The sequence below is a fragment of the Klebsiella sp. GFKo11 genome (assembly GCF_056490265.1).
On sequence record NZ_CM151369.1, the window covers coordinates 2,171,270 to 2,197,563 of the forward strand.

17 protein-coding genes are annotated in these 26,294 nt (G+C 45.3%); 15 read left to right on the forward strand and 2 right to left on the reverse strand.

Translation table 11 applies throughout. The annotated features are described in order from the left end of the window. The first annotated feature begins 27 nt into the window (after positions 1-27). The 9 genes from AC07P6_RS10415 to ugd all read left to right on the forward strand — a co-directional run bounded on the left by AC07P6_RS10415 (position 28) and on the right by ugd (position 13,044). The gene (locus tag AC07P6_RS10415) at positions 28-1,782 is read left to right on the forward strand and encodes a hypothetical protein (protein ID WP_478316182.1); all 1,755 of its coding nucleotides are present in this window, start codon (positions 28-30) and stop codon (positions 1,780-1,782) included. Between the two features lie 66 nt (positions 1,783-1,848). Next, the gene (locus tag AC07P6_RS10420; protein WP_478316183.1) at positions 1,849-2,994 is read left to right on the forward strand and encodes a glycosyltransferase family 4 protein; all 1,146 of its coding nucleotides are present in this window, start codon (positions 1,849-1,851) and stop codon (positions 2,992-2,994) included. Positions 2,995-3,133: 139 nt separating this feature from the next. Further along, positions 3,134-4,651 (forward strand): MATE family efflux transporter, encoded by a 1,518-nt coding sequence (locus tag AC07P6_RS10425; RefSeq protein ID WP_478316184.1) that lies wholly within the window; start codon positions 3,134-3,136, stop codon positions 4,649-4,651. Next, entirely contained in the window at positions 4,648-5,988 is a 1,341-nt protein-coding gene (locus tag AC07P6_RS10430; protein ID WP_478316185.1) for a Coenzyme F420 hydrogenase/dehydrogenase, beta subunit C-terminal domain, read from the forward strand. The genes AC07P6_RS10425 and AC07P6_RS10430 overlap by 4 nt, the downstream gene beginning before the upstream one ends. After that, entirely contained in the window at positions 5,989-7,122 is a 1,134-nt protein-coding gene (locus AC07P6_RS10435) for a polysaccharide pyruvyl transferase family protein (protein ID WP_478316186.1), read from the forward strand. Positions 7,123-7,270: 148 nt separating this feature from the next. Beyond that, entirely contained in the window at positions 7,271-8,677 is a 1,407-nt protein-coding gene (gene gndA / locus AC07P6_RS10440; RefSeq protein ID WP_478316188.1) for an NADP-dependent phosphogluconate dehydrogenase, read from the forward strand. 227 nt (positions 8,678-8,904) lie between these two features. Continuing rightward, positions 8,905-10,320: a mannose-1-phosphate guanylyltransferase/mannose-6-phosphate isomerase gene (locus AC07P6_RS10445; RefSeq protein WP_478316189.1), complete on the forward strand. Its 1,416-nt coding sequence runs from the start codon at positions 8,905-8,907 to the stop codon at positions 10,318-10,320. 22 nt (positions 10,321-10,342) lie between these two features. Then, a complete protein-coding gene (rfbK, locus tag AC07P6_RS10450) occupies positions 10,343-11,713 on the forward strand; it encodes an O9 family phosphomannomutase RfbK (protein WP_478316190.1) in 1,371 nt (456 codons plus the stop codon). Between the two features lie 164 nt (positions 11,714-11,877). Then, complete coding sequence (gene ugd, locus AC07P6_RS10455; RefSeq protein WP_182207294.1) at positions 11,878-13,044, forward strand: UDP-glucose 6-dehydrogenase; 1,167 nt, start codon at positions 11,878-11,880, stop codon at positions 13,042-13,044. A gap of 733 nt (positions 13,045-13,777) precedes the next feature. Here ugd and AC07P6_RS10460 read toward each other — a convergent pair. After that, entirely contained in the window at positions 13,778-13,900 is a 123-nt protein-coding gene (locus AC07P6_RS10460) for a small membrane protein (protein ID WP_142512903.1), read from the reverse strand. A 476-nt stretch (positions 13,901-14,376) separates the two neighbouring features. Beyond that, positions 14,377-15,381, reverse strand: a complete 1,005-nt coding sequence (locus AC07P6_RS10465) for an NAD-dependent epimerase (RefSeq protein WP_182207293.1) — start codon at positions 15,379-15,381, stop codon at positions 14,377-14,379. A 1,151-nt stretch (positions 15,382-16,532) separates the two neighbouring features. Between AC07P6_RS10465 and AC07P6_RS10470 the strand changes: the two genes are divergently transcribed. The 6 genes from AC07P6_RS10470 to AC07P6_RS10495 are packed head-to-tail and all read left to right on the forward strand — an operon-like array spanning position 16,533 to position 26,279. Further along, on the forward strand, positions 16,533-17,948 hold the full coding sequence (locus AC07P6_RS10470; protein ID WP_478316191.1) for a mannose-1-phosphate guanylyltransferase/mannose-6-phosphate isomerase: 1,416 nt from the start codon (positions 16,533-16,535) through the stop codon (positions 17,946-17,948). A 23-nt stretch (positions 17,949-17,971) separates the two neighbouring features. Then, entirely contained in the window at positions 17,972-19,348 is a 1,377-nt protein-coding gene (rfbK, locus tag AC07P6_RS10475) for an O9 family phosphomannomutase RfbK (protein ID WP_478316192.1), read from the forward strand. 1 nt (position 19,349) lies between these two features. After that, the gene (gene wzm / locus AC07P6_RS10480) at positions 19,350-20,144 is read left to right on the forward strand and encodes an O8 family O-antigen export ABC transporter permease subunit (RefSeq protein WP_110275459.1); all 795 of its coding nucleotides are present in this window, start codon (positions 19,350-19,352) and stop codon (positions 20,142-20,144) included. Further along, on the forward strand, positions 20,144-21,358 hold the full coding sequence (wzt, locus tag AC07P6_RS10485; protein ID WP_478316193.1) for an O8 family O-antigen export ABC transporter ATP-binding subunit: 1,215 nt from the start codon (positions 20,144-20,146) through the stop codon (positions 21,356-21,358). Before wzm ends, wzt begins: the two co-directional genes overlap by 1 nt. Then, the gene (locus AC07P6_RS10490; protein WP_182207289.1) at positions 21,358-22,638 is read left to right on the forward strand and encodes a methyltransferase domain-containing protein; all 1,281 of its coding nucleotides are present in this window, start codon (positions 21,358-21,360) and stop codon (positions 22,636-22,638) included. Before wzt ends, AC07P6_RS10490 begins: the two co-directional genes overlap by 1 nt. Positions 22,639-22,640: 2 nt before the next feature. Next, a complete protein-coding gene (locus AC07P6_RS10495) occupies positions 22,641-26,279 on the forward strand; it encodes a glycosyltransferase (RefSeq protein ID WP_478316195.1) in 3,639 nt (1,212 codons plus the stop codon). Positions 26,280-26,294 lie beyond the last annotated feature (15 nt).

Sequence of the window (26,294 nt, forward strand, 5' to 3'; positions counted from 1 at the left end):
AGCGTGTTAACCATTAAAGGTATTTTTATGAATTTTTTTTCGCGAAGACTTATTTTAAGTAAACTTACAACATTACCATTCATACTTTTTTTTTCAAAAACGTATGCTCAAAATAATAAAGATGACAATGGTAGTTCAAAAAATGGCTATACTTCAAATAAAAATGATTATTTGCATGCTGAAACTGAAGTTATAAAAGCTAGCGAAACACAAAAAGTTATGCTTGATGAGCTAGTAGCACAAAGAAAAAAAATACATTTCCTTATGGAAAATCCTTCTATTTCTTTTGATTTTTTTTTAGACATTCACGATGGTTCTGTTGATGCTACGTCAGCATTGAAAGCTGCTGCAGCATCAGGTAAAACTATCATTTTCCCGTCAAACGGAGTCTATTCAATAAATCAAAACGATATAGCCATTGCTCCATTCACTAAATTTGTTGGCCCAGATGGGGGTTATGCAACATTTTTAGTTAATTCAACAGAAGGTAATTTCGGTACTTTTGATTTACGAAATAAAAATGGGTTAGAAGATGATATCTACAGCGGAGGGTATTTTAATGTATTTAGAAATCTTCGATTTAGATATCCCCGTCAAATTAAAAATTTGACTGACGCCACATCTAATCCTATAGCCTATCTCCCTCTTTTTTTTGGAGGTGGTTACTCAAGTCGCTTCGAATATCTTGATATAGGTAATGCATATATTGGGTTCGTTCTTGGTGGCAGGGGATTAGGAAGTTGTAGTCGGATAGTATTGAAGGATATAGTAGGTGCGCCGATTTTTCTTGGGCTGAGTATTGAGCAAGTAAGAGATATACCAACTATACAGAATATTTCTTGGAATTATAATTATCTCGATTTAGATAAAAAAAATTCATACGGAACTACGTTAAAACAATGGGTAGCATTAAATGCTACTGCTTTTCAGTTCGGTCGATGCGATTGGGCATCCTGTATCAATCTTTTTAGCTATGGATATTATAAAAATTTAGTTATTGAATCTACACGATATACTGGTTCAGCTGATAGGATTAAGTTTATAGGATGCTTTAGTGACCAGTGTATTCATCCCTTATGGGTTAAAGATTTTGAAAATCAACTGGATTTTATTGCATGTGGTTTTACCGGTGTGAAAACTAATGTGAAAAAAGCTAGTGGTATCTTTTTATCAACAAAAAGTATCAAGGCGAGTGTAAGTTTTACTAATTGTACATTTAATTCTTATTACACGGACGTTATAATCTCTAAAGTTAATGTTAATATGTACGCCTGCCAATTATATAATTATGGTTTTGGCAGCAAACAATCTTCTCCAGCTTCTGCTATTAGCATTGATAGTGACAATGTAATAGTAAATATTGTTAATACTGACATCGACGCATCCGCTGGTGAATATGTTAGATGCTTATCCGACGGAGGGCATTCTGGATGCTTGTTAAATATTACTGGGTGTTCAAACTTGTCAGGCTCTAAATTTGAGATCTTTAGATGGGATAGTAGCTCAAGTAATTCTGAATTAATCTCACAAGATTCATTTATATCAGGAGCTTATGATAATATTGTTGCTGTTAGTAGTCTTGGTATAATGGCATACATTCCTCGGCAGTTTTATCTAGAGTCTCTACCTCAGAAAGGATCATTTAAAGAGGGTGACTATATTGTTAATACAAAGCCAGGTGATGCAAAAGAAGATGGTATCATTAAGGGATGGGTGAGAATGACAACTGGTCACAATAATCAACTTAACATAGATTGGGTTGAAGATAAACTAGCAAAATAAAAATTTAGTTTAAACTTGAATTTTATTAGTATATTTCTCGACTGATTATTAAAATTTGGAATAATTATGCACAATTTTAACGTAGGTATAGTTTCTGATTGGTTTATTACATATGCAGGCTCTGAGAAAGTTGTTGCAGAACTTATTAAGGTTTTCCCAGATTCTGAACTTTATTCTGTTGTAGATTTTCTTTCAGAAGAAAATAAAAAATATTTTCAGAATAAAGACATCACGACAACTTTTATTCAGAACTTACCAAAAGCTAAAAATAAATATCAAAGCTATTTACCATTGATGCCACTAGCTATTGAACAGTTAGATGTCTCAAAACATGATGTAATTATATCGAGTAGTCATGCAGTAGCTAAAGGTGTTTTAACTGGACCGGATCAATTGCATATTAGCTACATTCATTCTCCTATTAGATATGCTTGGGATCTTCAACACCAATATCTTCGGGAGGCTGGATTAGATAAAGGTTTTAAAGGTCTTTTAGCAAAATTTATTCTTCACAAAATAAGAATGTGGGATGTACGTACTGCCAATGGCGTAGATCACTTTGTTGCAAATTCACATTTTATAGCTAGGCGAATTAAGAAAGTTTATGGGCGTGATGCTGATGTTATTTATCCTCCGGTTGATGTGGAGAGATTTAAATTAAATGAGAATAAAGAAGAATACTACCTGACTGCCTCTAGATTAGTGCCATATAAAAGAATCGATCTCATTGTTGATGCATTCAAAGCGATGCCTGATAAAAAGTTGATTGTCATTGGTGATGGTCCAGAAATGAAAAAGATACGTGACAAAGCAAGTGCAAATACTGAAATACTTGGCTTTCAGTCTAATGAAGTAATGGAAAATTACATGCGGAATGCTAAGGCATTTGTTTTTGCAGCAGAGGAGGATTTTGGTATTACTCCGGTTGAAGCACAGGCCTGTGGTACTCCAGTTATTGCCTATGGAAAAGGAGGGGTCCTAGAAACGATACGCGGCATGTCGAAAAATAATCCGACTGGAGTTTTCTTTGATAAACAACATGTTGGATCTATAGTTGATGCTGTAAATAGATTTGAGTCGAACTTTGATCTTTTTGAACCGATTGAATGCAGGAATAATGCAATGCGGTTTTCAGAGGAGCGATTTAAAAAAGAAATTCATTTTTATGTAAATGATAAATGGAATGAGTTCAAAGAACGCATTGAGATTTGAATAAAATCATTCATATTTACTTATATATGTTTGGGATGTATTTTTGTTGGTGATATACTTCATCATCATATTATCATCTCTCTATATATACGTTTTATTTAAACTCTGCTTGTGATGAAAATCCCACGAAGTCTGCCTAATGTCAAAAAACAAATTAATCGTTAAGAATACTATTTTTCTAGCGACAAGAACTGTAATATCTATATTAATTTCTCTTTATACGACAAGGGTTGTATTATATCAATTAGGTACTAACGATTATGGTTTATTTAATGTAATATATGGCGTGGTTGCTCTTACTATATTTTTATCAGCAGCTATGAATGAATCAGTTCAACGCTATATTTCACTTGATCTTGGACGTGGAGATATACAAGCTGTTAGGAATACAATTAAGAATAGTTTATGTATTTATTTATTTTTATCTCTTGCGTTTACTTTTGTGCTTTTTTCTTTAAATAATTATGTCATCACATCTTTAATTAATATCCCTCATTCATCTATAATTGTTGCCAGAAAAGTTTATTACATCGCGGTATTATCAATTTTTATTTCTATAATTCAAACACCATTTAATGCAATTGTTATTGCCCACGAAAGAATGTCTTTCTATGCATATATGTCAATTTTTGATGTCAGCTCAAAATTGCTAATTGCTTTTTCGTTGTCTATAGTGACACACGATAAAGTATTTTTTTATTCTTTATTTTTACTATTTTCTTCTGTAATAACATTCATAATCTACATGGTTTTCTGTTTTTTTAGTTTTAAAGATAACTTTAAAAATGGATTTCTTTCGATTTTAGTAATTAAGGACATTGCTTCTTTTTCCTTTTGGAATATTTTTGGTAATTTCGCTTATGTATGTAGAACTCAAGGAATTAACATTGCAATTAATATATTTTTTTCAACTGCGACAAATGCTGCATATGCGATATCTACCTCTGTTTTAAATGCAATGACATCACTTACGCAATCTCTTGCACTTGCAATCAGACCTCAAATTTTCAAGTCATATGTTAATCAGTCTGATAGCAATAGATATAAAATGTTGATTTTTTTTGGGTCAAAGTATACTTTTTCCTTGTTGTTTCTTTTGTCCTTTCCGATTATTCTTCTTACTGAGCAAGTGCTTGCGATTTGGCTAGTTAACGTTCCTTTCTATGCGGTAATATTTGTACGAATTATACTTTCTGTTGCATTGGTTGATAGTCTTTCATCCAGCATAATTGCAGGGATTCAAGCTTCAGGAAGAATTAAGGTATACCAGCTTGTTGTTGGTTTTATGGTTTTTATGTCCTTGCCATTGACATATTTTTCCTATAGATTGAATTATCCGGCATACAGTGCATTTGTTATTCTATTCATAATTTCGATAATAAATTTAAATCTTAGAATATTTTTTCTTAAGAAGGCCACAGGATTTACATTTAAGGATTATTATTCTTCAGTAATATGGCCTTGTATGTGTTCTGTTGTCTTGGTTATAGTTATTAACTACATATTGTTGAATTTTTTAAGATATGATTCAATTATGAGTATGTTTGTCAGTATGACATTACATTATACCGTAACCTTTTTTGTGTTATGCATAACAGTTCCCTCTAAGGAGGAAAGACAATTTGTCTTAAACTATATGTTGAGGAAGTTTAAGTGACTATAAAAGAAATTGTACGGAATGAACTTTGTACTGGATGCGGTGTTTGTATCTCAGAAGATAAGAGTAATTCATCGTCGATGATATGGAATTCTCAGGGTTTTTTAGTGCCGGAATTATCAAATTTTTCGGATGAGAAGTCGATGGAAAGGGTTTGCCCATTTAGTTTGAATGGTAAATATAATGAAGACACTCTTGCAAAACTATTTTTAAAGGATGCACCACACCAAGATAGTGATATTGGTTTTTACTCGAGTTTATATTTTGGGTTCTCTAAGGAACATAGAGCTACATCTTCTTCTGGAGGAATGGCTACTTTTTTATTCGAGCAGATATTATTATCGAACCAAGCAGATCACCTTTTTATAGTTAAAGAAATTGATGGTAAGTATGGCTATCAACTTCATAGCTCAGTTGATTCTATAAAAGAAATATCAAAAACACGTTATTACCCTGTCACACTTGAATCACTTTTTTCAGAAATTGACAACATTAAAGGCACTATAGCTATTTCAGGTGTTGCATGTTTTATTAAAGCAATTAGATTAAAACAAGTTTATAATCAAGAATTGAGGGATAAAATTACATTCTTAGTTGGGATCATTTGCGGGGGGCTAAAAAGCAAATATTATACGGATTTTCTGGCGCAATCTTCAGGCTGCTTCGATGATTATAGTAATGCAGAATATCGTATAAAAAAACCAGAAAGTTATGCACTTGATTATAAATTTACGTGCAAAGAAAAATATGGTGAAAGAATACATGTTGTAGAAATGCGTAAAATGGGTGATATGTGGGGGACTGGACTGTTTAAATCAAACGCCTGTGATTTTTGTGATGATGTAACAACAGAACTAGCAGATATATCCCTTGGTGATGCTTGGATCGAACCATATAGCTCAGATGGTATGGGAAACAGTGTTGTGATAGCGCGAAGTACTCTTGCTGATGATATTGTTAAAAGAGGAATGCTGGATGGTAGTTTGAATTTAGTTCATGCTTCTCTTGAGCAAGTCAAATCATCTCAACAAGGTAGTTTTAATCATAGGCACAAGGGACTTTTGTTTAGGATAAAAGATGCTGAATCAAGAGGAAGACTTTATCCGATAAAAAGGGCTAGATTTTTATCTAAACAGTCTATTTTGTTTAATGAAATTCAACGTTTGCGGATGAAAACTAGAGAAAATAGCTTGGCTCTTTGGGTTAACACGCAAAATGTTGATGGGTTTAATAATTCTTTTTCTCCATACCTGAGTAAATTAAAAAGAGTTACTACACTCCAAAAATTTGTATTGAAAGTCAACAAAAAAATAAAAAAACTACGAGGTATTAAATAAATGAAAATCGCAATACTGACATTGCCTCTGCACGTTAATTATGGTGGGAATGTACAAAATTTTGCGTTACAAAAAACTTTACGTAAGTTAGGGCATGATGCAATTACTATCGATTGCCAGGAAGCTCATATAGGTACTTTGCGTTACGGCCTTTCTACAGCAAAGCGCTTGTTTCAGCAGCCTAAGAGTAGCAGACGATTACTTTTCACCAAAAAAGAAAAGGAAATTATTTCTCTTAACCATAAACGTTTTATTTGTGATTATATTAAATTAACCGCGCCTGTTAATTTCACTGAGCTGAATCTTTTTTTTAAAAACAATAAATTTGATGCTGTATTTGTTGGTAGTGATCAAGTTTGGCGCCCTAAGTACACACCTTGTATTGAGTCTTATTTCTTAAGTTTTATTCAAGATAATACAGCAATCAAGAAAATATCTTATGCAGCTTCATTTGGCTCCGATAAATGGGAGTACAATAGTCAGCAGCATTCCATTTGTAGGTCACTCATTGAAAAGTTTGATGCTTTATCTGTACGAGAGTCTCTTGGCGCTGATATGTGTAAAGAGTATTTTTCAGTAAACGCACAGCATGTGTTAGATCCAACAATGCTATTGACTAAAGAGGAATATATGGAGATTTTCAAGAATGAAAATCTTCCTAGTCATAAAGGAAAATTATTCAATTATACATTGGACGTTGATGAGGCGAAAAATAAATTAATAAGAAACATATCATTACATATAAATAAGGGTTGTTTTACTACATATCCAGAGAAAACACAGAAAAAAACTTTATTTATTCAAGATATTAATACCTATCAGTATCCTTCTGTTCAAGCTTGGTTGAAATCTTTTTTTGATGCTGACTTTATCATTACAGATTCATTTCACGGTACGGTTTTTTCTATTATTTTTAACAAGCCCTTTATTGCACTTTCTAACAAAGATCGTGGGGCAGCAAGATTTATATCGCTATTGAAGATGTTCGGGTTAGAGTCGCGTCTTGTTACTGACATTGATAAATTTGATAAAAGTATAATTGATGATAATGTTGATTATGTTGAAGTCAACAAACGACTTGAACAATATCGCAAAATGTCTTTAGATTTCATAAGTAATGCGTTGAGTCAATAATGTCAGTAATATATGTTTTGACTTTTATTTGACTATGTTTATTTCTTTGTGTTTTTTTAGGCTATGTTCCTTACTAGCTTTGCGCTAACATATTCATCACATTTAAGCTGCGAACAGTCGCAGTGACCACACCTGACAGGAGTATGTAATGTCCAAGCAACAGATCGGGGTTGTCGGTATGGCAGTGATGGGGCGCAACCTTGCGCTCAACATCGAGAGCCGTGGTTATACCGTCTCCGTTTTCAACCGCTCCCGTGAAAAGACCGAAGAAGTGATTGCCGAGAACCCTGGTAAGAAACTGGTCCCACACTATACAGTGCAAGAGTTTGTTGAATCGCTCGAAACTCCGCGCCGTATCCTGTTAATGGTGAAGGCGGGCGCAGGCACTGATAGTGCCATCGACTCTCTGAAGCCTTACCTGGACAAAGGGGACATCATCATTGATGGTGGTAATACCTTCTTCCAGGACACTATTCGTCGTAATCGTGAACTTTCTGCTGATGGCTTCAACTTTATTGGTACTGGCGTATCCGGCGGGGAAGAGGGCGCTCTGAAAGGTCCTTCTATTATGCCTGGTGGGCAGAAAGAAGCTTATGAGCTGGTTGCTCCAATTCTTAAGCAGATTGCTGCTGTCGCGGAAGATGGTGAGCCGTGTGTAACCTATATTGGTGCGGACGGTGCTGGTCATTATGTAAAAATGGTCCACAACGGTATTGAATATGGTGACATGCAGCTAATTGCTGAAGCCTATGCTTTACTGAAAGGTGGTCTGGCTCTTTCTAACGAAGAGCTGGCTCAGACCTTTACCGAATGGAATGAGGGTGAGCTGAGCAGCTACCTGATCGACATCACCAAAGATATCTTCACCAAAAAAGATGAAGAGGGTAAATACCTGGTTGATGTGATTCTGGATGAAGCAGCCAACAAAGGCACCGGTAAATGGACCAGCCAGAGTTCTCTGGACTTGGGTGAACCATTATCTCTTATTACCGAATCTGTATTTGCTCGCTATATCTCCTCTCTGAAAGAGCAGCGTGTTGCAGCGTCAAAAGTTCTTACTGGACCGCAAGCAAAGACTGCTGGTGATAAAGTAGTCTTTATTGAGAAAGTACGTCGCGCTCTGTATCTGGGTAAGCTAGTTTCTTATGCTCAGGGTTTCTCCCAGCTGCGTGCGGCATCTGATGAGTACAACTGGGATCTGAACTACGGTGAGATTGCTAAAATCTTCCGTGCTGGTTGCATCATTCGTGCTCAGTTCCTGCAGAAGATAACTGATGCCTACGAGCAGAATGCTGACATTGCCAACCTGCTGCTTGCTCCATACTTCAAGCAAATTGCTGATGACTATCAGCAAGCGTTGCGCGACGTCGTTGCTTATGCAGTGCAGAATGGCATTCCGGTTCCAACCTTCTCTGCGGCCATTGCTTACTACGATAGCTATCGTTCCGCAGTTCTGCCTGCCAACTTGATTCAGGCGCAGCGTGACTACTTCGGTGCCCATACTTATAAGCGTACTGATAAAGAAGGTGTATTCCATACCGAGTGGATGGAATAATTAATATACTGCAATAAAAAACCTGGTGAAAACCAGGTTTTTTATAATTAGAAATTGAATATTAAATTAAGATATAAGTTTATAGTCGCAAGTATAATAATTTTTTTATCTCCTTTAAAATACCATGTTTTCTTTTTTTGCGAGTTTGAATGTTTAAACTTACAAAAGAAGAAGTCATTACTTCTATAACGTCATTTTTATTACTTCATTTTATTAAGGATTTTATTATGTTGCTTCCTGTGATTATGGCTGGCGGCACGGGTAGCCGTCTGTGGCCGATGTCCCGTGAGCTTTATCCAAAACAGTTTCTGCGACTGTACGGGCAGAACTCCATGTTGCAGGAAACCATCTCGCGCCTCTCCGGGCTGGATATCCATGAGCCCATGGTCATCTGCAACGAAGAGCACCGTTTTCTGGTGGCCGAACAGCTGAGACAGCTCAATAAGCTGTCGAAAAATATCATCCTTGAACCAGTGGGCCGCAATACCGCCCCGGCTATCGCGCTCGCGGCATTACAGGCCACGCAGAATGGCGATGACCCGCTGATGCTGGTGCTGGCGGCTGACCATATCATTAATAATCAGCCGGTCTTCCACGACGCCATCCGCGTGGCGGAACAGTATGCGCAGGACGACCACCTGGTGACCTTCGGCATCGTGCCGAACACCCCGGAAACCGGCTACGGTTATATCCAGCGTGGCGATGCGCTGAGTGAGGGAGAGCACACGCCTTATCAGGTCGCCCGTTTTGTGGAGAAACCTGACCTTGAACGTGCACAGGCCTATCTGGCCTCCGGCGAATACTACTGGAACAGCGGCATGTTTATGTTCCGGGCGAAAAAGTACCTCTCCGAGCTGGCGAAATTCCGCCCGGATATTCTTGAGGCCTGCACGGCTGCCGTCCGGGCGGCCGACAGCGGCAGCGACTTTGTTAGTATCCCGCATGATGTGTTCAGTGCCTGTCCGGATGAGTCCGTCGACTATGCGGTGATGGAAAAAACCGCCGATGCGGTGGTGGTGGGGCTGGATGCGGACTGGAGCGATGTTGGCTCCTGGTCAGCGCTGTGGGACGTCAGCCCGAAGGATGAGCTGGGCAATGTGATGACCGGGGATGCCTGGGTACACAACAGCCAGAACTGCTACATCAACAGTGACGAAAAGCTGGTGGCAGCGATTGGCGTTGAGGACCTGGTGATTGTCAGTACCAAGGACGCGGTGCTGGTGATGAACAAAAATCGTTCCCAGGATGTAAAAAAAGTGGTGGAGTACCTGAAGAGCAACCAGCGCAGCGAATATAAACGCCACCGCGAAATATATCGTCCGTGGGGACGTAGCGACGTGGTGGTGCAGACGCCGCGCTTTAACGTTAACCGTATTACCGTCAAGCCGGGTGGCGCATTCTCCATGCAGATGCATCACCACCGCGCCGAGCACTGGGTGATCCTTGCGGGCACGGGGCAGATAACGGTCAACGGCAAGCAGTTCCTGCTCACGGAGAATCAGTCGACCTTTATTCCCATCGGTGCCGAACACTGCCTGGAAAACCCGGGACGTATCCCGCTGGAAGTGCTGGAAATTCAGTCTGGCTCCTATCTGGGCGAAGACGACATTATCCGTATTAAAGACCAGTATGGTCGTTGCTAATTTGTATTTAAGGATTAAATAGATGGCAAAATTAACCTGTTTTAAAGCTTACGATATTCGCGGCGAACTGGGCGAAGAATTAAACGAAGATATCGCCTACCGCATCGGGCGCGCCTATGGTGAGTTCCTGAAGCCAAAAAAAATCGTGGTGGGCGGCGACGTCCGTCTGACCAGCGAGTCCCTGAAGCTGGCGCTGGCCAACGGCCTGATGGATGCGGGTACCGACGTGCTGGATATCGGTATGAGCGGCACCGAGGAGATTTACTTCGCCACGTTCCACCTGGGCGTGGACGGCGGCATTGAAGTGACGGCCAGCCATAATCCGATGAACTACAACGGCATGAAGCTGGTGCGTGAAAATGCGAAGCCCATCAGCGGCGATACCGGCCTGCGCGATATCCAGCGTCTGGCGGAAGAGAATCAGTTTCCTCCGGTGGACGCATCCCGGCGCGGTACCCTGCGTCAGATATCTGTCCTGCAGGAATACGTGGACCACCTGATGGGCTACGTGAACCAGGCAAACTTCACCCGCCCGCTGAAGCTGGTGGTGAACTCCGGCAACGGTGCCGCCGGTCATGTGATTGATGAAGTGGAAAAGCGCTTTGTTGCAGCTGGCGTGCCGGTGACCTTTATTAAGGTGCATCACCAGCCGGACGGCAATTTCCCGAACGGTATCCCTAACCCGCTGCTGCCGGAGTGTCGCCAGGATACCGCTGATGCGGTACGCGAGCACGGGGCGGATATGGGGATTGCCTTTGACGGGGACTTCGACCGCTGCTTTATGTTTGATAATGATGCTGAATTTATCGAAGGGTATTATATAGTTGGCCTGCTGGCGGAGGCCTTCCTGCAAAAGCAGCCGGGGGCCAAAATTATCCATGACCCGCGTCTGACGTGGAACACGGTGGATATCGTGACCCGCAGCGGCGGCAGGCCGGTGATGTCGAAGACCGGACATGCGTTCATTAAAGAGCGTATGCGTCAGGAAGATGCGATTTACGGCGGTGAGATGAGTGCGCATCACTATTTCCGTGATTTCGCCTACTGTGACAGCGGGATGATCCCGTGGTTGCTGGTGGCAGAGCTGCTGTGTCTGAAAAACAGCCCGCTGAAAGCGCTGGTGGCGGACAGGCAGGCGGCGTTCCCGGCCTCCGGGGAAATTAACCGCAAGCTGGAGAATGCGGCAGCGGCGATTGCGCGCATCCGCGAACGTTATGAGGCAGATGCGGCAAATGTGGACACCACCGACGGCATCAGTATTGAATACCCGGAGTGGCGCTTTAACCTGCGCAGCTCGAATACGGAGCCAGTGGTGCGTCTCAACGTGGAGTCTAAGGCAGATGATGCTTTAATGAAGGCTAGAACAGAAGAATTATTAGATCTTCTTAAATAGAACTTATTCTGGATTAAAGCCATAAGGACAGGTTTTTGGAGTTATAGCTCACCTTATGGCTCTTTCTTGACTTCCCACCCTCGTGAGAGTACAACCGCCACAAGTGTTGATTACCAGGGTGGCTAATATGCCGCCGTCCAGTTAACTGATTAAAGTGTGATCGAATGAAAATTACAATTTCCGGTACCGGTTATGTTGGTCTATCGAATGGCATCCTGATTGCGCAGAACCACGAGGTGGTTGCGCTGGATATCATTCAATCTAAAGTTGATATGATTAACCAAAAGATCTCCCCGATCGTCGATAAGGAGATCCAGGAATATCTGGCGGAAAAACCGTTGAATTTTCGTGCGACAACTGACAAGCATGATGCCTATCGTAATGCTGATTATGTCATTATCGCCACGCCGACTGATTACGACCCCAAAACAAATTACTTTAATACCTCAACCGTTGAAGCGGTTATTCGTGATGTCACGGAAATTAACCCTAATGCGGTAATGATTATTAAATCAACAATTCCCGTCGGTTTTACGCGTGATATTAAAGAGCGTCTGGGGATTGATAATGTTATTTTCTCTCCGGAGTTCCTGCGTGAAGGTCGTGCGTTATATGACAACCTGCATCCATCCCGCATCGTTATTGGTGAGCGTTCAGAACGCGCAGAGCGTTTTGCTAACCTGCTGAAAGAAGGGGCGATTAAGCAGGATATCCCGACACTGTTTACCGACTCTACTGAAGCAGAAGCTATTAAGTTATTTGCGAACACCTATCTTGCATTGCGCGTGGCTTACTTTAATGAGCTGGATAGCTATGCTGAGAGCCAGGGCCTGAACAGCAAGCAGATTATTGAAGGTGTTTGCCTCGATCCGCGTATCGGCAATCACTATAACAATCCTTCATTTGGCTACGGCGGCTACTGTCTGCCGAAGGACACCAAGCAGCTGCTGGCAAACTACGAATCCGTGCCGAATAACATCATTGGCGCAATCGTTGATGCTAACCGCACACGTAAAGATTTTATTGCTGATTCTATCCTTGCGCGTAAGCCTAAAGTTGTTGGTATCTACCGCCTGATTATGAAGAGTGGGTCTGATAACTTCCGCGCTTCATCGATTCAGGGCATCATGAAGCGTATCAAGGCCAAAGGCATCCCGGTCATCATTTATGAGCCAGTGATGCAGGAAGATGAGTTCTTTAACTCTCGCGTCGTTCGTGACTTTGATGCTTTCAAACAAGAAGCAGATGTTATTGTTTCCAACCGCATGGCTGAAGAATTATCGGATGTTGCCGAGAAGGTTTATACCCGTGATTTGTTTGGCAGTGACTGAATACTCTCTGGCCGGTAGTTTTAAACTACCGGCCGGACCTTCATATCCCACCCTCACTTCCCCCATATTCCTGCCACTCCTCACTTCGCTAAATGTTATGTATCCTCTCAGATTACATCATACTAAAAAACGTGACCCGGATTATATTCTTCAGTTGATCATCTTGCCGTAATCATTGAGGTCGGATATGTTAAATCTACCTTGTGAAGAGCTACCGTCACTGAGATGTAGATGCTGGAGATAAGCGCCGGAAGGTAAAACAGAGCCTGCTTGCAGGCTTTTGTTATTTCTGAATCCAGGATTCTGAAAGATGTAACTCCCCATCGCGCTATGCACTCCCGGTTAATGTTTGCTCGGTAGGTGAGCAGGGGTCGTTGTGGGAAGCTGCGATATTACTGGCTTATAATGCACCTGTAGTCATATATCCGTCATACTTCAAGTTGCATGTGCGTTGGCTGCACTCGTTCACCCGAGTCACTTACCAAAGTAAGCTCATCGGGATTCACTCTCTTGCCGCCTGCCTGCAACTCGAATTATTTAGGGTATAGAGATGTATTATTGATGTTTTAATGCATAATATGGATTTCCGATAGCTGAATAACTTAAGGTTATCATCACTACCAATCTCCCAATGCCAGCTGATAAAGACCGTACAGATCTCCACCGCTGGCAGCATTTTATTCTTATATTATTATTTCCTATGTCAGCATTATAATTATATTAATTTTTCGTTTCACCACTTGCGCTTGTTAAATGTTAGTTTGGTTTTTTTCTGATCTTTAAGATAAGAAATCAGAAAGAAAACTGAAACAATCAGTAGTATGGCAGCAACGACCAAGAAAAAAATATTTTCCATGATACATACCAGATTGGGAGTAATGTTATAAATCCATTTGCCTGAGTACTCATGATACATCTGCTAAAGTTTGCTTTAGCTTGATTAACATAACCTAAGTTTAAGAAAACTCCTATATGCTGTGTGTGGTATTTATCAGGAAAGAATATAACGCCTTTTTCATGATTTTCTGCTGAAGCCTAAACCTGTAGTCATTATTTTTTATGGATTAAAATCCGGTATTTTACATATTCTGTGAGATTATAGGCTGCACATGAGGTGGCGGAATGGAGGGGAGTGCGGGTTTACGATAAAAAATATTTCCAGTTAGTTTATTCTTGGTTTACTTTGGCAAGATTTTGTCGGTTTTATGAACATTACTCATAAGCAAAGTCCGATCCGTGAGACTAGCTAAAAGGGTCTTTGAATGGCGTTTCTCCCGGCGTAAAAAAGCCGCAATGTAGACACTGCGGCTTATCGTTTGCTATCTACGGATATTACGCTTTGTAATATGCCTTATACCAATCAACGAAATTCTTCACTCCCTGTCTGACCGTTGTCTGCGGTCTGAATCCAACCATGTCATACAGCGGTTTGGTATCGGCACTGGTTTCCAGTACATCTCCGGGTTGAATCGGCATCATATTCTTCTCAGCCTTCATCCCTAAAGCCTCTTCCAGCGCAGTGATGTAATCCATTAGCTCAACGGGTGAACTATTACCGATGTTATAAACACGATACGGGGCTGAGCTGTCCGCTGGCGAACCCGTCTCAACCGTCCACTCAGGATTGGGTTGTGGAATGATATCCTGCATGCGCACTATCGCCTCGACGATATCGTCAATATAGGTGAAGTCGCGCTTCATTTTCCCATAGTTGTATACATCAATACTCTTCCCTTCCAGCATAGCCTTCGTGAACTTGAACAGCGCCATGTCCGGCCGACCCCATGGGCCGTAAACGGTAAAGAATCGCAGTCCGGTTGTTGGGATCCCGTAAAGGTGGGAGTAGGTATGCGCCATCAGTTCGTTTGCTTTCTTGGTGGCCGCATACAGTGAAACCGGGTGATCAACCGAATCGTCGGTTGAGAATGGCATCTTGCGGTTTAAACCATAGACCGAGCTGGATGAGGCATATAACAGATGTTCGACTTTATTATGTCGGCAACCTTCCAGTATGTTCAGATAACCAATCAGGTTGGAATCAGCGTAAGCGAACGGGTTTTCCAGGGAATAACGTACACCTGCCTGGGCGGCGAGGTGGATCACTCGATTAAACTTCTCACTAGCGAAAAGTTGAGCCATACCTTCACGATCGGCCAGATCAATTTTGTGAAAACTGAACAGGGGAGATTGCAGTAAGTCCAGGCGAGACTGTTTAAGATTGACGTCGTAGTAGTCGTTCATATTGTCGATACCGACAACCTCATGACCCGCCTCCAGAAGGCGCTTGCACGCGTGAAAGCCGATGAATCCTGCGGCTCCAGTCACTAAAAACTTCATATTTATCCTCCGGGTTTGCTGTGCCCCGCTCAATATAATCATCGATTTTACACTGGCTTGCCGCATGGATCACCCGCTTTCCCAGTGCAGTCTATGTTGTTGCTATAGATGTGGCCAGTTAGAAGGGCCGCTGATAGTTCAAAGTCATGTGGTTATTGGTAAATAATAATTATTATCACCATGAAATGAGGTTAGCATTCAAATAATAACATTGTGGTTTTTATGCTTTGAAATGATTTGTTTGTACATTGAATGCGCTATCAATAGCGTTAAGCTGATGAGGTTTTATATTGTTAGAAATTATGTATTCTCCGAGTGTTTCTGCAGGAATCATTCGTGAATTCCATTTGTTTAATTTTTTGCATTATGTAACTGCATGTTTTTACACGGGTTGTGTAATTATCTTGTGAGTCCCAATTGATTGCCTTTGATCATTCATTCTTTTTGTGAATCAATTATTAAGCTTTCCCATTTTTATTCTGACTAACCAGCGCTATACTACGCAGATAATTCATCTGTTTGGTGTATGTGTTGTTGGCGTATGATCTCTCTATCCCATCTTCTGGAACATATCGTGAGCGTTTTACCCAAAAAGATAGCCGATCTGCTTTGGTCAGATGTTGTTGGTCAAAAGTGGGGCCTGGCCTTATGTTGCAATTCCGCGGTTTATTCCACCATTCAGATTTTTTCTCAGGGTACTTCCAACACTGATATCAAGTCGCCTCGATTCACTCTCACTGCTGGTAACGGCAGGACCTCGTTATTACTAAATGAGAAAGTCCTGATAGATGTCCGGCCTATAAACGGGGAGAGTATCTATCGTTTTTTGGCGGGTTGAATTTGCGGTTGCAGTTTGAAAACAGAGATATGGCAGCTGGCATATCTCTGTTTTTAGTTTTACTGAGCACTCAGGCAGAGCTTGCTAGCGACAAGTTAGTTAGCGCTCTTCTTACGAGGCTTGAGGATTAGCTTAACTGGTGTTGGCGCCGCTTCTGCGGCTTATACCGTGAAATTGTGGGCACAGCGATAAAGCCTGACGCGATTTGGTTGCGATAGCCAAGGGCGGTAGCGTGCTCAAAATATAGTCTGAAGTCAGATGTCTCCGGTTAATTGATAGTAAACAAAACGATTATTTATTTAAGGATTTTATCATGTTACTTCCTGTGATTATGGCTGGTGGCACCGGTAGCCGCCTGTGGCCGATGTCCCGTGAGCTCTATCCAAAACAGTTCCTGCGACTGTACGGGCAGAACTCCATGTTGCAGGAAACCATCTCGCGCCTCTCCGGGCTGGATATCCATGAGCCCATGGTCATCTGCAACGAAGAGCACCGTTTTCTGGTAGCCGAACAGCTGAGACAGCTCAATAAGCTGTCGAAAAATATCATCCTTGAACCAGTGGGCCGCAATACCGCCCCGGCTATCGCGCTCGCGGCATTACAGGCCACGCAGAATGGCGATGACCCGCTGATGCTGGTGCTGGCGGCTGACCATATCATTAATAATCAGCCGGTCTTCCACGACGCCATCCGCGTGGCGGAACAGTACGCGCAGGACGACCACCTGGTCACGTTCGGCATCGTGCCGAACACCCCGGAAACCGGCTACGGTTATATCCAGCGTGGCGATGCGCTGAGTGAGGGAGAGCACACGCCTTATCAGGTCGCCCGTTTTGTGGAGAAACCTGACTTTGAACGTGCGCAGACCTATCTGGCCTCCGGCGAATACTACTGGAACAGCGGCATGTTTATGTTCCGGGCGAAAAAGTACCTCTCCGAGCTGGCGAAATTCCGCCCGGATATCCTTGAAGCCTGCACGGCTGCCGTCCGGGCGGCCGACTGCGGCAGCGACTTTATCAGCATCCCGCATGATGTGTTCAGTGCCTGTCCGGATGAGTCCGTCGACTATGCGGTGATGGAAAAAACCGCCGATGCGGTGGTGGTGGGGCTGGATGCGGACTGGAGCGATGTTGGCTCCTGGTCAGCGCTGTGGGAGGTCAGCCCGAAAGATGAAATGGGTAATGTGTTAAAGGGAGATGCCTGGGTACACAACAGCCAGAACTGCTACATCAACAGTGACGAAAAGCTGGTGGCAGCGATTGGCGTTGAGGACCTGGTGATTGTCAGTACCAAAGACGCGGTGCTGGTGATGAACAAAAATCGCGCCCAGGACGTGAAAAAGGTCGTTGAGTACCTGAAGAGCAACCAGCGCAGCGAATATAAACGCCACCGCGAAATATATCGCCCGTGGGGACGTAGCGACGTGGTGGTGCAGACGCCGCGCTTTAACGTTAACCGCATTACCGTCAAGCCGGGTGGCGCATTCTCCATGCAGATGCATCACCACCGCGCCGAGCACTGGGTGATCCTTGCGGGCACGGGGCAGATAACGGTCAACGGCAAGCAGTTCCTGCTCACGGAGAATCAGTCGACCTTTATTCCCATCGGTGCCGAACACTGCCTGGAAAACCCGGGACGTATCCCGCTGGAAGTGCTGGAAATTCAGTCTGGCTCCTATCTGGGCGAAGACGACATTATCCGTATTAAAGACCAGTACGGTCGTTGCTAACTTTTGCAGGACATTGACTCAGAATGACACAGCTTAACTGTTTTAAAGCCTATGATATTCGCGGCAAACTGGGTGAAGAATTAAACGAAGATATCGCCTACCGCATCGGGCGCGCCTATGGTGAGTTCCTGAAGCCAAAAAAAATCGTGGTGGGCGGCGACGTCCGTCTGACCAGCGAGTCCCTGAAGCTGGCGCTGGCCAACGGCCTGATGGATGCGGGTACCGACGTGCTGGATATCGGTATGAGCGGCACCGAGGAGATTTACTTCGCCACGTTCCACCTGGGCGTGGACGGCGGCATTGAAGTGACGGCCAGCCATAATCCGATGAACTACAACGGCATGAAGCTGGTGCGTGAAAATGCGAAGCCCATCAGCGGCGATACCGGCCTGCGCGATATCCAGCGTCTGGCGGAAGAGAATCAGTTTCCTCCGGTGGACGCATCCCGGCGCGGTACCCTGCGTCAGATATCTGTCCTGCAGGAATACGTGGACCACCTGATGGGCTACGTGAACCAGGCAAACTTCACCCGCCCGCTGAAGCTGGTGGTGAACTCCGGCAACGGTGCCGCCGGTCATGTGATTGATGAAGTGGAAAAGCGCTTTGTTGCAGCTGGCGTGCCGGTGACCTTTATTAAGGTGCATCACCAGCCGGACGGCAATTTCCCGAACGGTATCCCTAACCCGCTGCTGCCGGAGTGTCGCCAGGATACCGCTGATGCGGTACGCGAGCACGGGGCGGATATGGGGATTGCCTTTGACGGGGACTTCGACCGCTGCTTTATGTTTGATAATGATGCTGAATTTATCGAAGGGTATTATATAGTTGGCCTGCTGGCGGAGGCCTTCCTGCAAAAGCAGCCGGGGGCCAAAATTATCCATGACCCGCGTCTGACGTGGAACACGGTGGATATCGTGACCCGCAGCGGCGGCAGGCCGGTGATGTCGAAGACCGGACATGCGTTCATTAAAGAGCGTATGCGTCAGGAAGATGCGATTTACGGCGGTGAGATGAGTGCGCATCACTATTTCCGTGATTTCGCCTACTGTGACAGCGGGATGATCCCGTGGTTGCTGGTGGCAGAGCTGCTGTGTCTGAAAAACAGCCCGCTGAAAGCGCTGGTGGCGGACAGGCAGGCGGCGTTCCCGGCCTCCGGGGAAATTAACCGCAAGCTGGAGAATGCGGCAGCGGCGATTGCGCGCATCCGCGAACGTTATGAGGCAGATGCGGCAAATGTGGACACCACCGACGGCATCAGTATTGAATACCCGGAGTGGCGCTTTAACCTGCGCAGCTCGAATACGGAGCCAGTGGTACGCCTCAATGTGGAGTCAAAAGCAGCGCCTGCGCTGATGAAAGAAAAAACAGCAGAGCTGTTACACCTGTTAAGCGGGGAATAAGGTGAGAGAATTGTTCACGACGATTTATCGTTATCGGGGATTTATCTGGAGCAGCGTTAAGCGCGATTTTCAGGCGCGCTACCAAACCAGCATGTTGGGCGCGCTATGGCTGGTTTTACAGCCGCTCTCAATGATTCTGGTTTACACCCTTGTCTTTTCCGAAGTGATGAAAGCCAGGATGCCGGATAACACCGGTCCGTTTGCCTACAGTATTTATCTCTGTTCTGGCGTGCTGACCTGGGGGTTATTTACGGAGATGCTGGATAAAGGGCAGAGCGTGTTTATTAACAACGCCAACCTGATTAAAAAGCTTAGCTTTCCGAAAATTTGCCTGCCGATTATTGTTACCTTATCGGCGATTCTTAATTTCGCGATTATCTTCAGCCTGTTTTTGATTTTTATTATTGTCACCGGTAATTTTCCCGGCTGGTTATTCTTTTCAGTAATACCGGTTTTACTGCTGCAGGTACTATTTGCTGGTGGTTTAGGCATGGTATTAGGCGTCATGAACGTCTTTTTCCGCGATGTCGGTCAACTTGTGGGCGTCGCGCTCCAGTTCTGGTTCTGGTTTACGCCTATCGTCTACGTGCTTAATTCATTACCGGGATGGGCGAAAAATCTGCTGCTGTATAATCCGATGACGCGCGTCATGCAGTCATATCAGTCAATATTTGCCTACCATCAGGCGCCCAACTGGTATTCGTTATGGCCGGTACTGGCTCTTGCCATTATTTTCTGCGTCATCGGCTTCAGGATGTTCCGCAAGCATGCGGCAGATATGGTGGATGAATTATAATGAGCGATATCAGAGTAAATAATGTTGGTAAGGCCTATCGCCAGTATCACTCAAAAACCGGCAGACTGATTGAATGGTTATCTCCTTTTAACACTAAACGCCATAACCTGAAATGGATCCTGAGCGACATCAACTTTGAAGTCGCTCCCGGCGAGGCGGTTGGGATCATCGGGATAAACGGCGCGGGTAAAAGCACTCTCCTGAAGCTGATTACCGGAACGTCCAGACCGACGACCGGAAATATTGAAATCTCCGGGCGCGTTGCGGCGCTACTGGAGTTAGGGATGGGGTTTCACTCCGATTTTACCGGTCGACAAAACGTCTATATGTCCGGGCAACTGCTGGGGCTGTCGTCAGAAAAAATTACTGAGTTGATGCCTGAGATCGAAGAGTTTGCCGAAATTGGCGACTATATCGACCAGCCGGTACGCGTTTATTCAAGCGGCATGCAGGTGCGTCTGGCCTTTAGCGTAGCGACGGCTATTCGCCCGGATGTGCTGATTATTGATGAAGCTTTATCCGTTGGCGATGCCTATTTCCAGCATAAAAGTTTCGAACGCATTCGTAAATTTCGCAAGGAAGGGACCACGCTTTTGCTGGTATCCCATGATAAGCAGGCTATCCAAAGCATATGCGATCGCGCCATTTTATTGAATAAAGGCCGTATTGAGATGGAAGGCGAGCCGGAAGCCGTCATGGATTATTACAATGCGCTGCTGGCGGACAAGCAAAATCAGTCCATCAAACAAGTCGAGCATAACGGTAAAACGCAAACTGTTTCCGGCACTGGCGAAGTGACCATTTCGGAAGTGAACCTACTGGATGAACAACGGAATGTGACTGAATTCGCTGCGGTAGGGCAACGCGTTCACCTGCAGGTGAGTGTCCAGGTTGAGAAAGATATTCCTGAACTGGTTGTTGGTTACATGATTAAGGATCGCCTGGGGCAACCTATCTTTGGGACCAATACGCATCATCTTAATCAGGCTCTTACCTCCTTGAAAAAAAGGGAAAAACGCTCATTCTTGTTCTCTTTCGACGCTAACCTGGGCGTTGGCTCCTATTCCGTTGCCGTTGCGTTGCATACTTCAAGTACCCATCTGGGCAAAAACTACGAGTGGCGCGATCTGGCTGTGGTATTCAACGTCGTGAATACAGATCAGAAAGAGTTTGTCGGTGTGTCCTGGCTGCCGCCTGAACTGGAGATTTCTTAATGGGTTCGTCGTTTTATCGTTCATTTGAAGAACGACACAGAGGTTCGGTCGAAGATATTAAGGGCCGCCTGAGTTTTTATTTGCCCTTTTTGACGCGTCTGAAAGCGTGCTATCCAGATGGGATGATTGCCGATATTGGCTGCGGCCGCGGAGAATGGCTGGAGATCCTCAATGAAAACGCTATCGCTAACGTTGGCGTTGACCTTGATGACGGTATGCTGGCGCGCGCTCAGGAAGCCGGGCTGAATGTGCAGAAAATGGACTGCCTGCAGTTCCTTGAGCAGCAGGAAGACGAAAGTCTAATCGCACTGACCGGTTTCCATATTGCTGAACACCTGCCTTTTGAGGTTTTGCAGCAGCTCGTCAAGCACACTCTACGTGTGTTGAAGCCCGGCGGCTTGCTGATTCTTGAAACGCCGAACCCGGAAAACCTGAGCGTCGGATCCTGTTCATTCTATATGGACCCGACTCATCACCATCCGCTGCCGCCGCCGTTGCTGGAGTTTCTGCCTATTCACTACGGCTTTAATCGCGCGATAACCGTGCGTCTGCAGGAAAAAGATGCCCTGAAAGCTGCTAATGCATCGGTTAGGCTGGTTGATGTCCTCAAAGGCGTCAGCCCGGATTACAGCATCATTGCGCAGAAAGATGCGCAGCCTGAGCTTCTCGCCAGCTTCGAGCCATTGTTTACCCAACAATACGGCCTGACGCTGGATGCTTTAAGTGACCGATACGATGCTATTTTGGGTGAACAACTTGAGGCTTCTGCTGCGCAACTGGAAGCACTTGAGCAATCGTACGCCCGAAAAATAGGTGAAATGGCGCAGGGCATTCAGCTCCTGCAGAGCCAGGTGGGCGAACTCAACCAACTTGTGGCGCATAACCACCAGCTTAATCAGCAGGTTACTGATTTACATAACAGCCGCTCGTGGAGAATCACCCAGCCGCTGCGCTGGCTCTCATTCCAGCGTCAGTTGTTGCGCCAGGAAGGCATTAAGGTTCGTTCCCGGCGCGCGGCAAGAAAAATATTGCGCAAAGGGATGGCGTTCTCGTTGGTCTTTTTCCATCGCTATCCCAGGTCGAAGGTGTATCTGTTTAAGATCCTCCGGAAAACCGGTAGCTATCAATTGCTCCAGCGCCTGTTCCAGCGCGTGATGCTGGTTTCGTCGGACCCGATGATGATGGCGCAGTCCAGAAGATATGATGTAGATACTGAAGAAATGACAAGTCGCGCGCTGAGTATTTATAACGAATTAAAAAATAAAAATACGGAGAAATAACGATGCGTATCGTCATTGACTTACAAGGCGCGCAGACGGAAAGCCGCTTTCGTGGCATCGGTCGTTATAGTGTTTCCATCGCCAGAGCGATCATTAGAAATAATAGCCAACATGAAGTTTTCATTGCTTTGTCCGCCATGCTCGGGGAATCCATCGCCGATGTGAAGGCGCTGTTCGCCGATCTTCTGCCGCCAGAAAATATTGTTATCTGGCATGCCGCGGGGCCGGTCCGGGCGATGGACAGAGGTAACGAATGGCGCCGGGAAAGCGCTGAGCTGATGCGGGAAGCTTTTCTTGAAGGGCTGCGTCCGGATGTGGTTTTCATTACCAGCCTGTTTGAAGGGCACGTCGACGACGCTGTCACCTCGGTGCACAAGTTTAGCCGTCGCTACAAAGTGGCGGTACTGCACCACGATCTGATTCCCCTGGTACAGGCAGAAACCTACCTGCTGGACGATATTTACAAGCCCTATTATTTGCAGAAAGTAGAATGGTTAAAAAACGCCGATCTTCTGCTGACTAACTCAGGTTACACCGCGCAGGAAGCAATCGAGCACCTGCATCTGCAGGGCGAGCATGTGCAGAACATCGCCGCAGCGGCGGATCCGCAGTTCTGTGCGGCAGACGTTAGCGCGAGTGAAAAAGAGACGGTATTGGGCCACTACGGTATCCAGCGCGAGTTTGTCCTGTATGCGCCGGGCGGGTTCGACTCGCGTAAAAACTTTAAACGACTGATTGAGGCCTATGCCGGGCTCAGCGACGATTTACGTCGCGCACACCAACTGGTAATCGTCAGTAAACTTTCAATTGGCGATCGTCAGTATCTTGAGTCCCTGGCTTCCGGCAATGGCCTGCAGCAGGGTGAACTGGTGCTGACCGGCTATGTGCCGGAAAACGAACTGATTCAGCTCTACAGGTTGTGTAAGCTGTTTATCTTTGCCTCATTGCATGAAGGTTTTGGCCTGCCCGTGCTGGAAGCGATGTCCTGCGGCGCTCCGGCGATTGGCTCAAACGTTACCAGCATTCCTGAAGTTATCGGCAATCCCGATGCGCTGTTTGACCCTTATTCCGTTACCTCCATTCGTAAAAAGATAACTCAATGCCTGACGGATACTCATTTCCTGGCGCGGGTGAAAGAACTGGCGCAGCAGCAGGCGGGGAATTTCTCATGGGATAAGGCTGCTGTTACCGCTCTGGAAGCTTTTGAGAAAATCGTAGCGGAAGAAAAAAACGGTGTTCCGTCGTCCCCAGAGTCGCTGGTGCAGCGGATCCTCGCTATCAGTCAGGGGCAAGCGGAAGATCGTGATTTGCGTTTATGCGCGACGGCTATCGATTACAACCTGAAGACGACTGAACTCTATCAGCTTGATGATGACGCGCTAAACTGGCGCGTAGAGGGGCCTTTCGACAGTTCATACAGCCTGGCGCTGGTGAACCGTGAGTTTGCCCGTGCGCTGGCAGGGGATGGCGTGGATGTGCTACTGCATTCGACGGAAGGGCCCGGAGATTTCGCCCCCGATGCGGCGTTTATGGCGCAGGCGGAAAATAGCGATCTGCTTAATTTTTATAATAAATGCCGCGCTGTTAAGGCTGGGGAAAAGGTTGATATCCTCAGCCGAAATATCTACCCACCGCGCGTTGCTGATATGAATGCCCGGGTTAAACTTCTTCACTGCTATGCCTGGGAAGAAACCGGTTTTCCCCAGCCATGGATCGGTGAATTCAACCGTGAACTGGATGGCGTTCTGTGTACTTCAGAGCACGTGCGAAAAGTATTGATCGACAATGGGCTAAACGTACCGGCCTTTGTGGTCGGCAACGGCTGCGATCATTGGCTGAATACGCCAACAAAACCCGGAAATAAGAACGAAGATGGCACGTTCCGTTTCCTGCATGTTTCTTCATGTTTTCCACGTAAGGGCGTTCAGGCGATGCTGCAGGCCTGGGGCAGGGCGTTTACCCGTCGCGATAACGTTTCCCTTATCATTAAAACCTTCGACAATCCGCATAACGAAATCGACGCCTGGCTTGCGCAGGCGCAAAGCGAGTTTGCTGACTATCCAGCAGTTGAAGTGATCAAAGCGGATATGTCGGCCAGCGAGCTGAAAGGCCTTTACGAAAGCTGCGATGTGCTGGTTGCGCCGGGTTGCGCAGAAGGTTTTGGTCTGCCTATTGCTGAAGCGATGCTTAGCGGGCTACCGGCGATTGTGACCAACTGGAGCGGTCAGCTTGATTTTGTGAATTCACAAAATTCCTGGCTGGTGGACTATCAGTTTACGCGGGTAAAAACGCATTTTGGACTGTTTGCTTCCACCTGGGCCAGTGTAGACATCGATAATTTAACCGCTGCCCTGAAGCAAGCCGCTGCAACGGACAAACCCGTGCTGCGCAAAATGGCTGATGTCGGGCGTCAGCTCATTTTGTCTCAATTTACGTGGGCGGCAGTTGCGCAGCGCTCTCAGCAGGCGGTTAAAACCTTGCGAGCGCACATTGATATTGCTCAGCACCGGGCGCGGATCGGCTGGTTGACTACCTGGAATACGAAGTGCGGCATCGCGACCTATTCTCAGCATTTAGTGGAAAGCGCGCCGCAGGGTGCGGATGTGATTTTTGCTCCCCAGGTCAGCGCCGAAGAGTTGGTTAATCCTGATGAAGACTTTGTGCTGCGCAACTGGATAGTCGGTAAAGAGAACAACTATCTGGGAAATCTCCAGCAACAAATTGATGCGCTGCGCCTTGACGTGATTGTGATTCAGTTCAACTACGGTTTCTTTAATCATCGTGAACTGGCTGCGTTTATTCGTCATCAGCATGATGCCGGACGCGTCGTGGTTATGGCGATGCATTCGACGGTGGATCCGCAAAAAGAGCCAACGTGGAACTTCCGCCTTGCTGAAATGGCAGATGCGCTGGCGCTGTGCGATCGGTTGCTGGTGCATTCCATTGCCGATATGAACCGTCTAAAAGGGCTGGGTCTGACCGATAACGTCGCCTTGTTCCCTCATGGGGTCATTAATTATTCGGCTTCGGTTGTTCAGAACAAACCGCAGACATTACCATTAATCGCCAGCTACGGTTTTTGTTTACCGCATAAGGGGTTGATGGAGCTGGTTGAATCCGTTCATCGGTTGAAGCAGGCTGGAAAGCCGGTTCGTTTACGGTTGGTGAATGCCGAATATCCGGTAGGAGAATCGCGTGACCTGGTGGCTGAATTGAAAGCAGCGGCTCAGCGTCTTGGCGTAACGGATCTGGTTGAGATGCATAATGATTTTCTACCTGATGATGAAAGTCTGCGCTTGCTCTCAGAAGCTGACCTGCTGATTTTTGCCTATCAGAATACCGGTGAGTCAGCGAGCGGCGCGGTACGCTACGGTATGGCGACGCAAAAGCCTGTTGCCGTCACGCCGCTGGCGATATTTGATGATCTGGACGATGCCGTCTTTAAATTTGATGGCTGCGGCCTGGATGATATCAGTCAGGGAATTGACCGCATTCTGCAGTCTATTCGTCAGCAGGATACCTGGGCGCTCAGTACTCAGAAACGCGCTGATGCCTGGCGGGAACAGCATGATTACCACGCCGTATCCCGTCGCCTGGTTAATATGTGTCAAGGCTTAGCAAAAGCTAAATATTTTAAATAAAATAGTCCCCTGCAT

Excerpts from the sequence above, each read along its gene's own strand:
- AC07P6_RS10415 (WP_478316182.1), top strand. The coding sequence starts at position 28 with ATGAATTTTTTTTCGCGAAGACTTATTTTAAGTAAACTTACAACATTA.
- AC07P6_RS10420 (WP_478316183.1), top strand. The coding sequence starts at position 1,849 with ATGCACAATTTTAACGTAGGTATAGTTTCTGATTGGTTTATTACATAT.
- AC07P6_RS10425 (WP_478316184.1), top strand. The coding sequence starts at position 3,134 with ATGTCAAAAAACAAATTAATCGTTAAGAATACTATTTTTCTAGCGACA.
- AC07P6_RS10435 (WP_478316186.1), top strand. The coding sequence starts at position 5,989 with ATGAAAATCGCAATACTGACATTGCCTCTGCACGTTAATTATGGTGGG.
- gndA (WP_478316188.1), top strand. The coding sequence starts at position 7,271 with ATGTCCAAGCAACAGATCGGGGTTGTCGGTATGGCAGTGATGGGGCGC.
- AC07P6_RS10445 (WP_478316189.1), top strand. The coding sequence starts at position 8,905 with ATGTTGCTTCCTGTGATTATGGCTGGCGGCACGGGTAGCCGTCTGTGG.
- rfbK (WP_478316190.1), top strand. The coding sequence starts at position 10,343 with ATGGCAAAATTAACCTGTTTTAAAGCTTACGATATTCGCGGCGAACTG.
- ugd (WP_182207294.1), top strand. The coding sequence starts at position 11,878 with ATGAAAATTACAATTTCCGGTACCGGTTATGTTGGTCTATCGAATGGC.
- AC07P6_RS10460 (WP_142512903.1), bottom strand. The coding sequence starts at position 13,900 with ATGGAAAATATTTTTTTCTTGGTCGTTGCTGCCATACTACTGATTGTT.
- AC07P6_RS10465 (WP_182207293.1), bottom strand. The coding sequence starts at position 15,381 with ATGAAGTTTTTAGTGACTGGAGCCGCAGGATTCATCGGCTTTCACGCG.
- AC07P6_RS10470 (WP_478316191.1), top strand. The coding sequence starts at position 16,533 with ATGTTACTTCCTGTGATTATGGCTGGTGGCACCGGTAGCCGCCTGTGG.
- rfbK (WP_478316192.1), top strand. The coding sequence starts at position 17,972 with ATGACACAGCTTAACTGTTTTAAAGCCTATGATATTCGCGGCAAACTG.
- wzt (WP_478316193.1), top strand. The coding sequence starts at position 20,144 with ATGAGCGATATCAGAGTAAATAATGTTGGTAAGGCCTATCGCCAGTAT.
- AC07P6_RS10490 (WP_182207289.1), top strand. The coding sequence starts at position 21,358 with ATGGGTTCGTCGTTTTATCGTTCATTTGAAGAACGACACAGAGGTTCG.
- AC07P6_RS10495 (WP_478316195.1), top strand. The coding sequence starts at position 22,641 with ATGCGTATCGTCATTGACTTACAAGGCGCGCAGACGGAAAGCCGCTTT.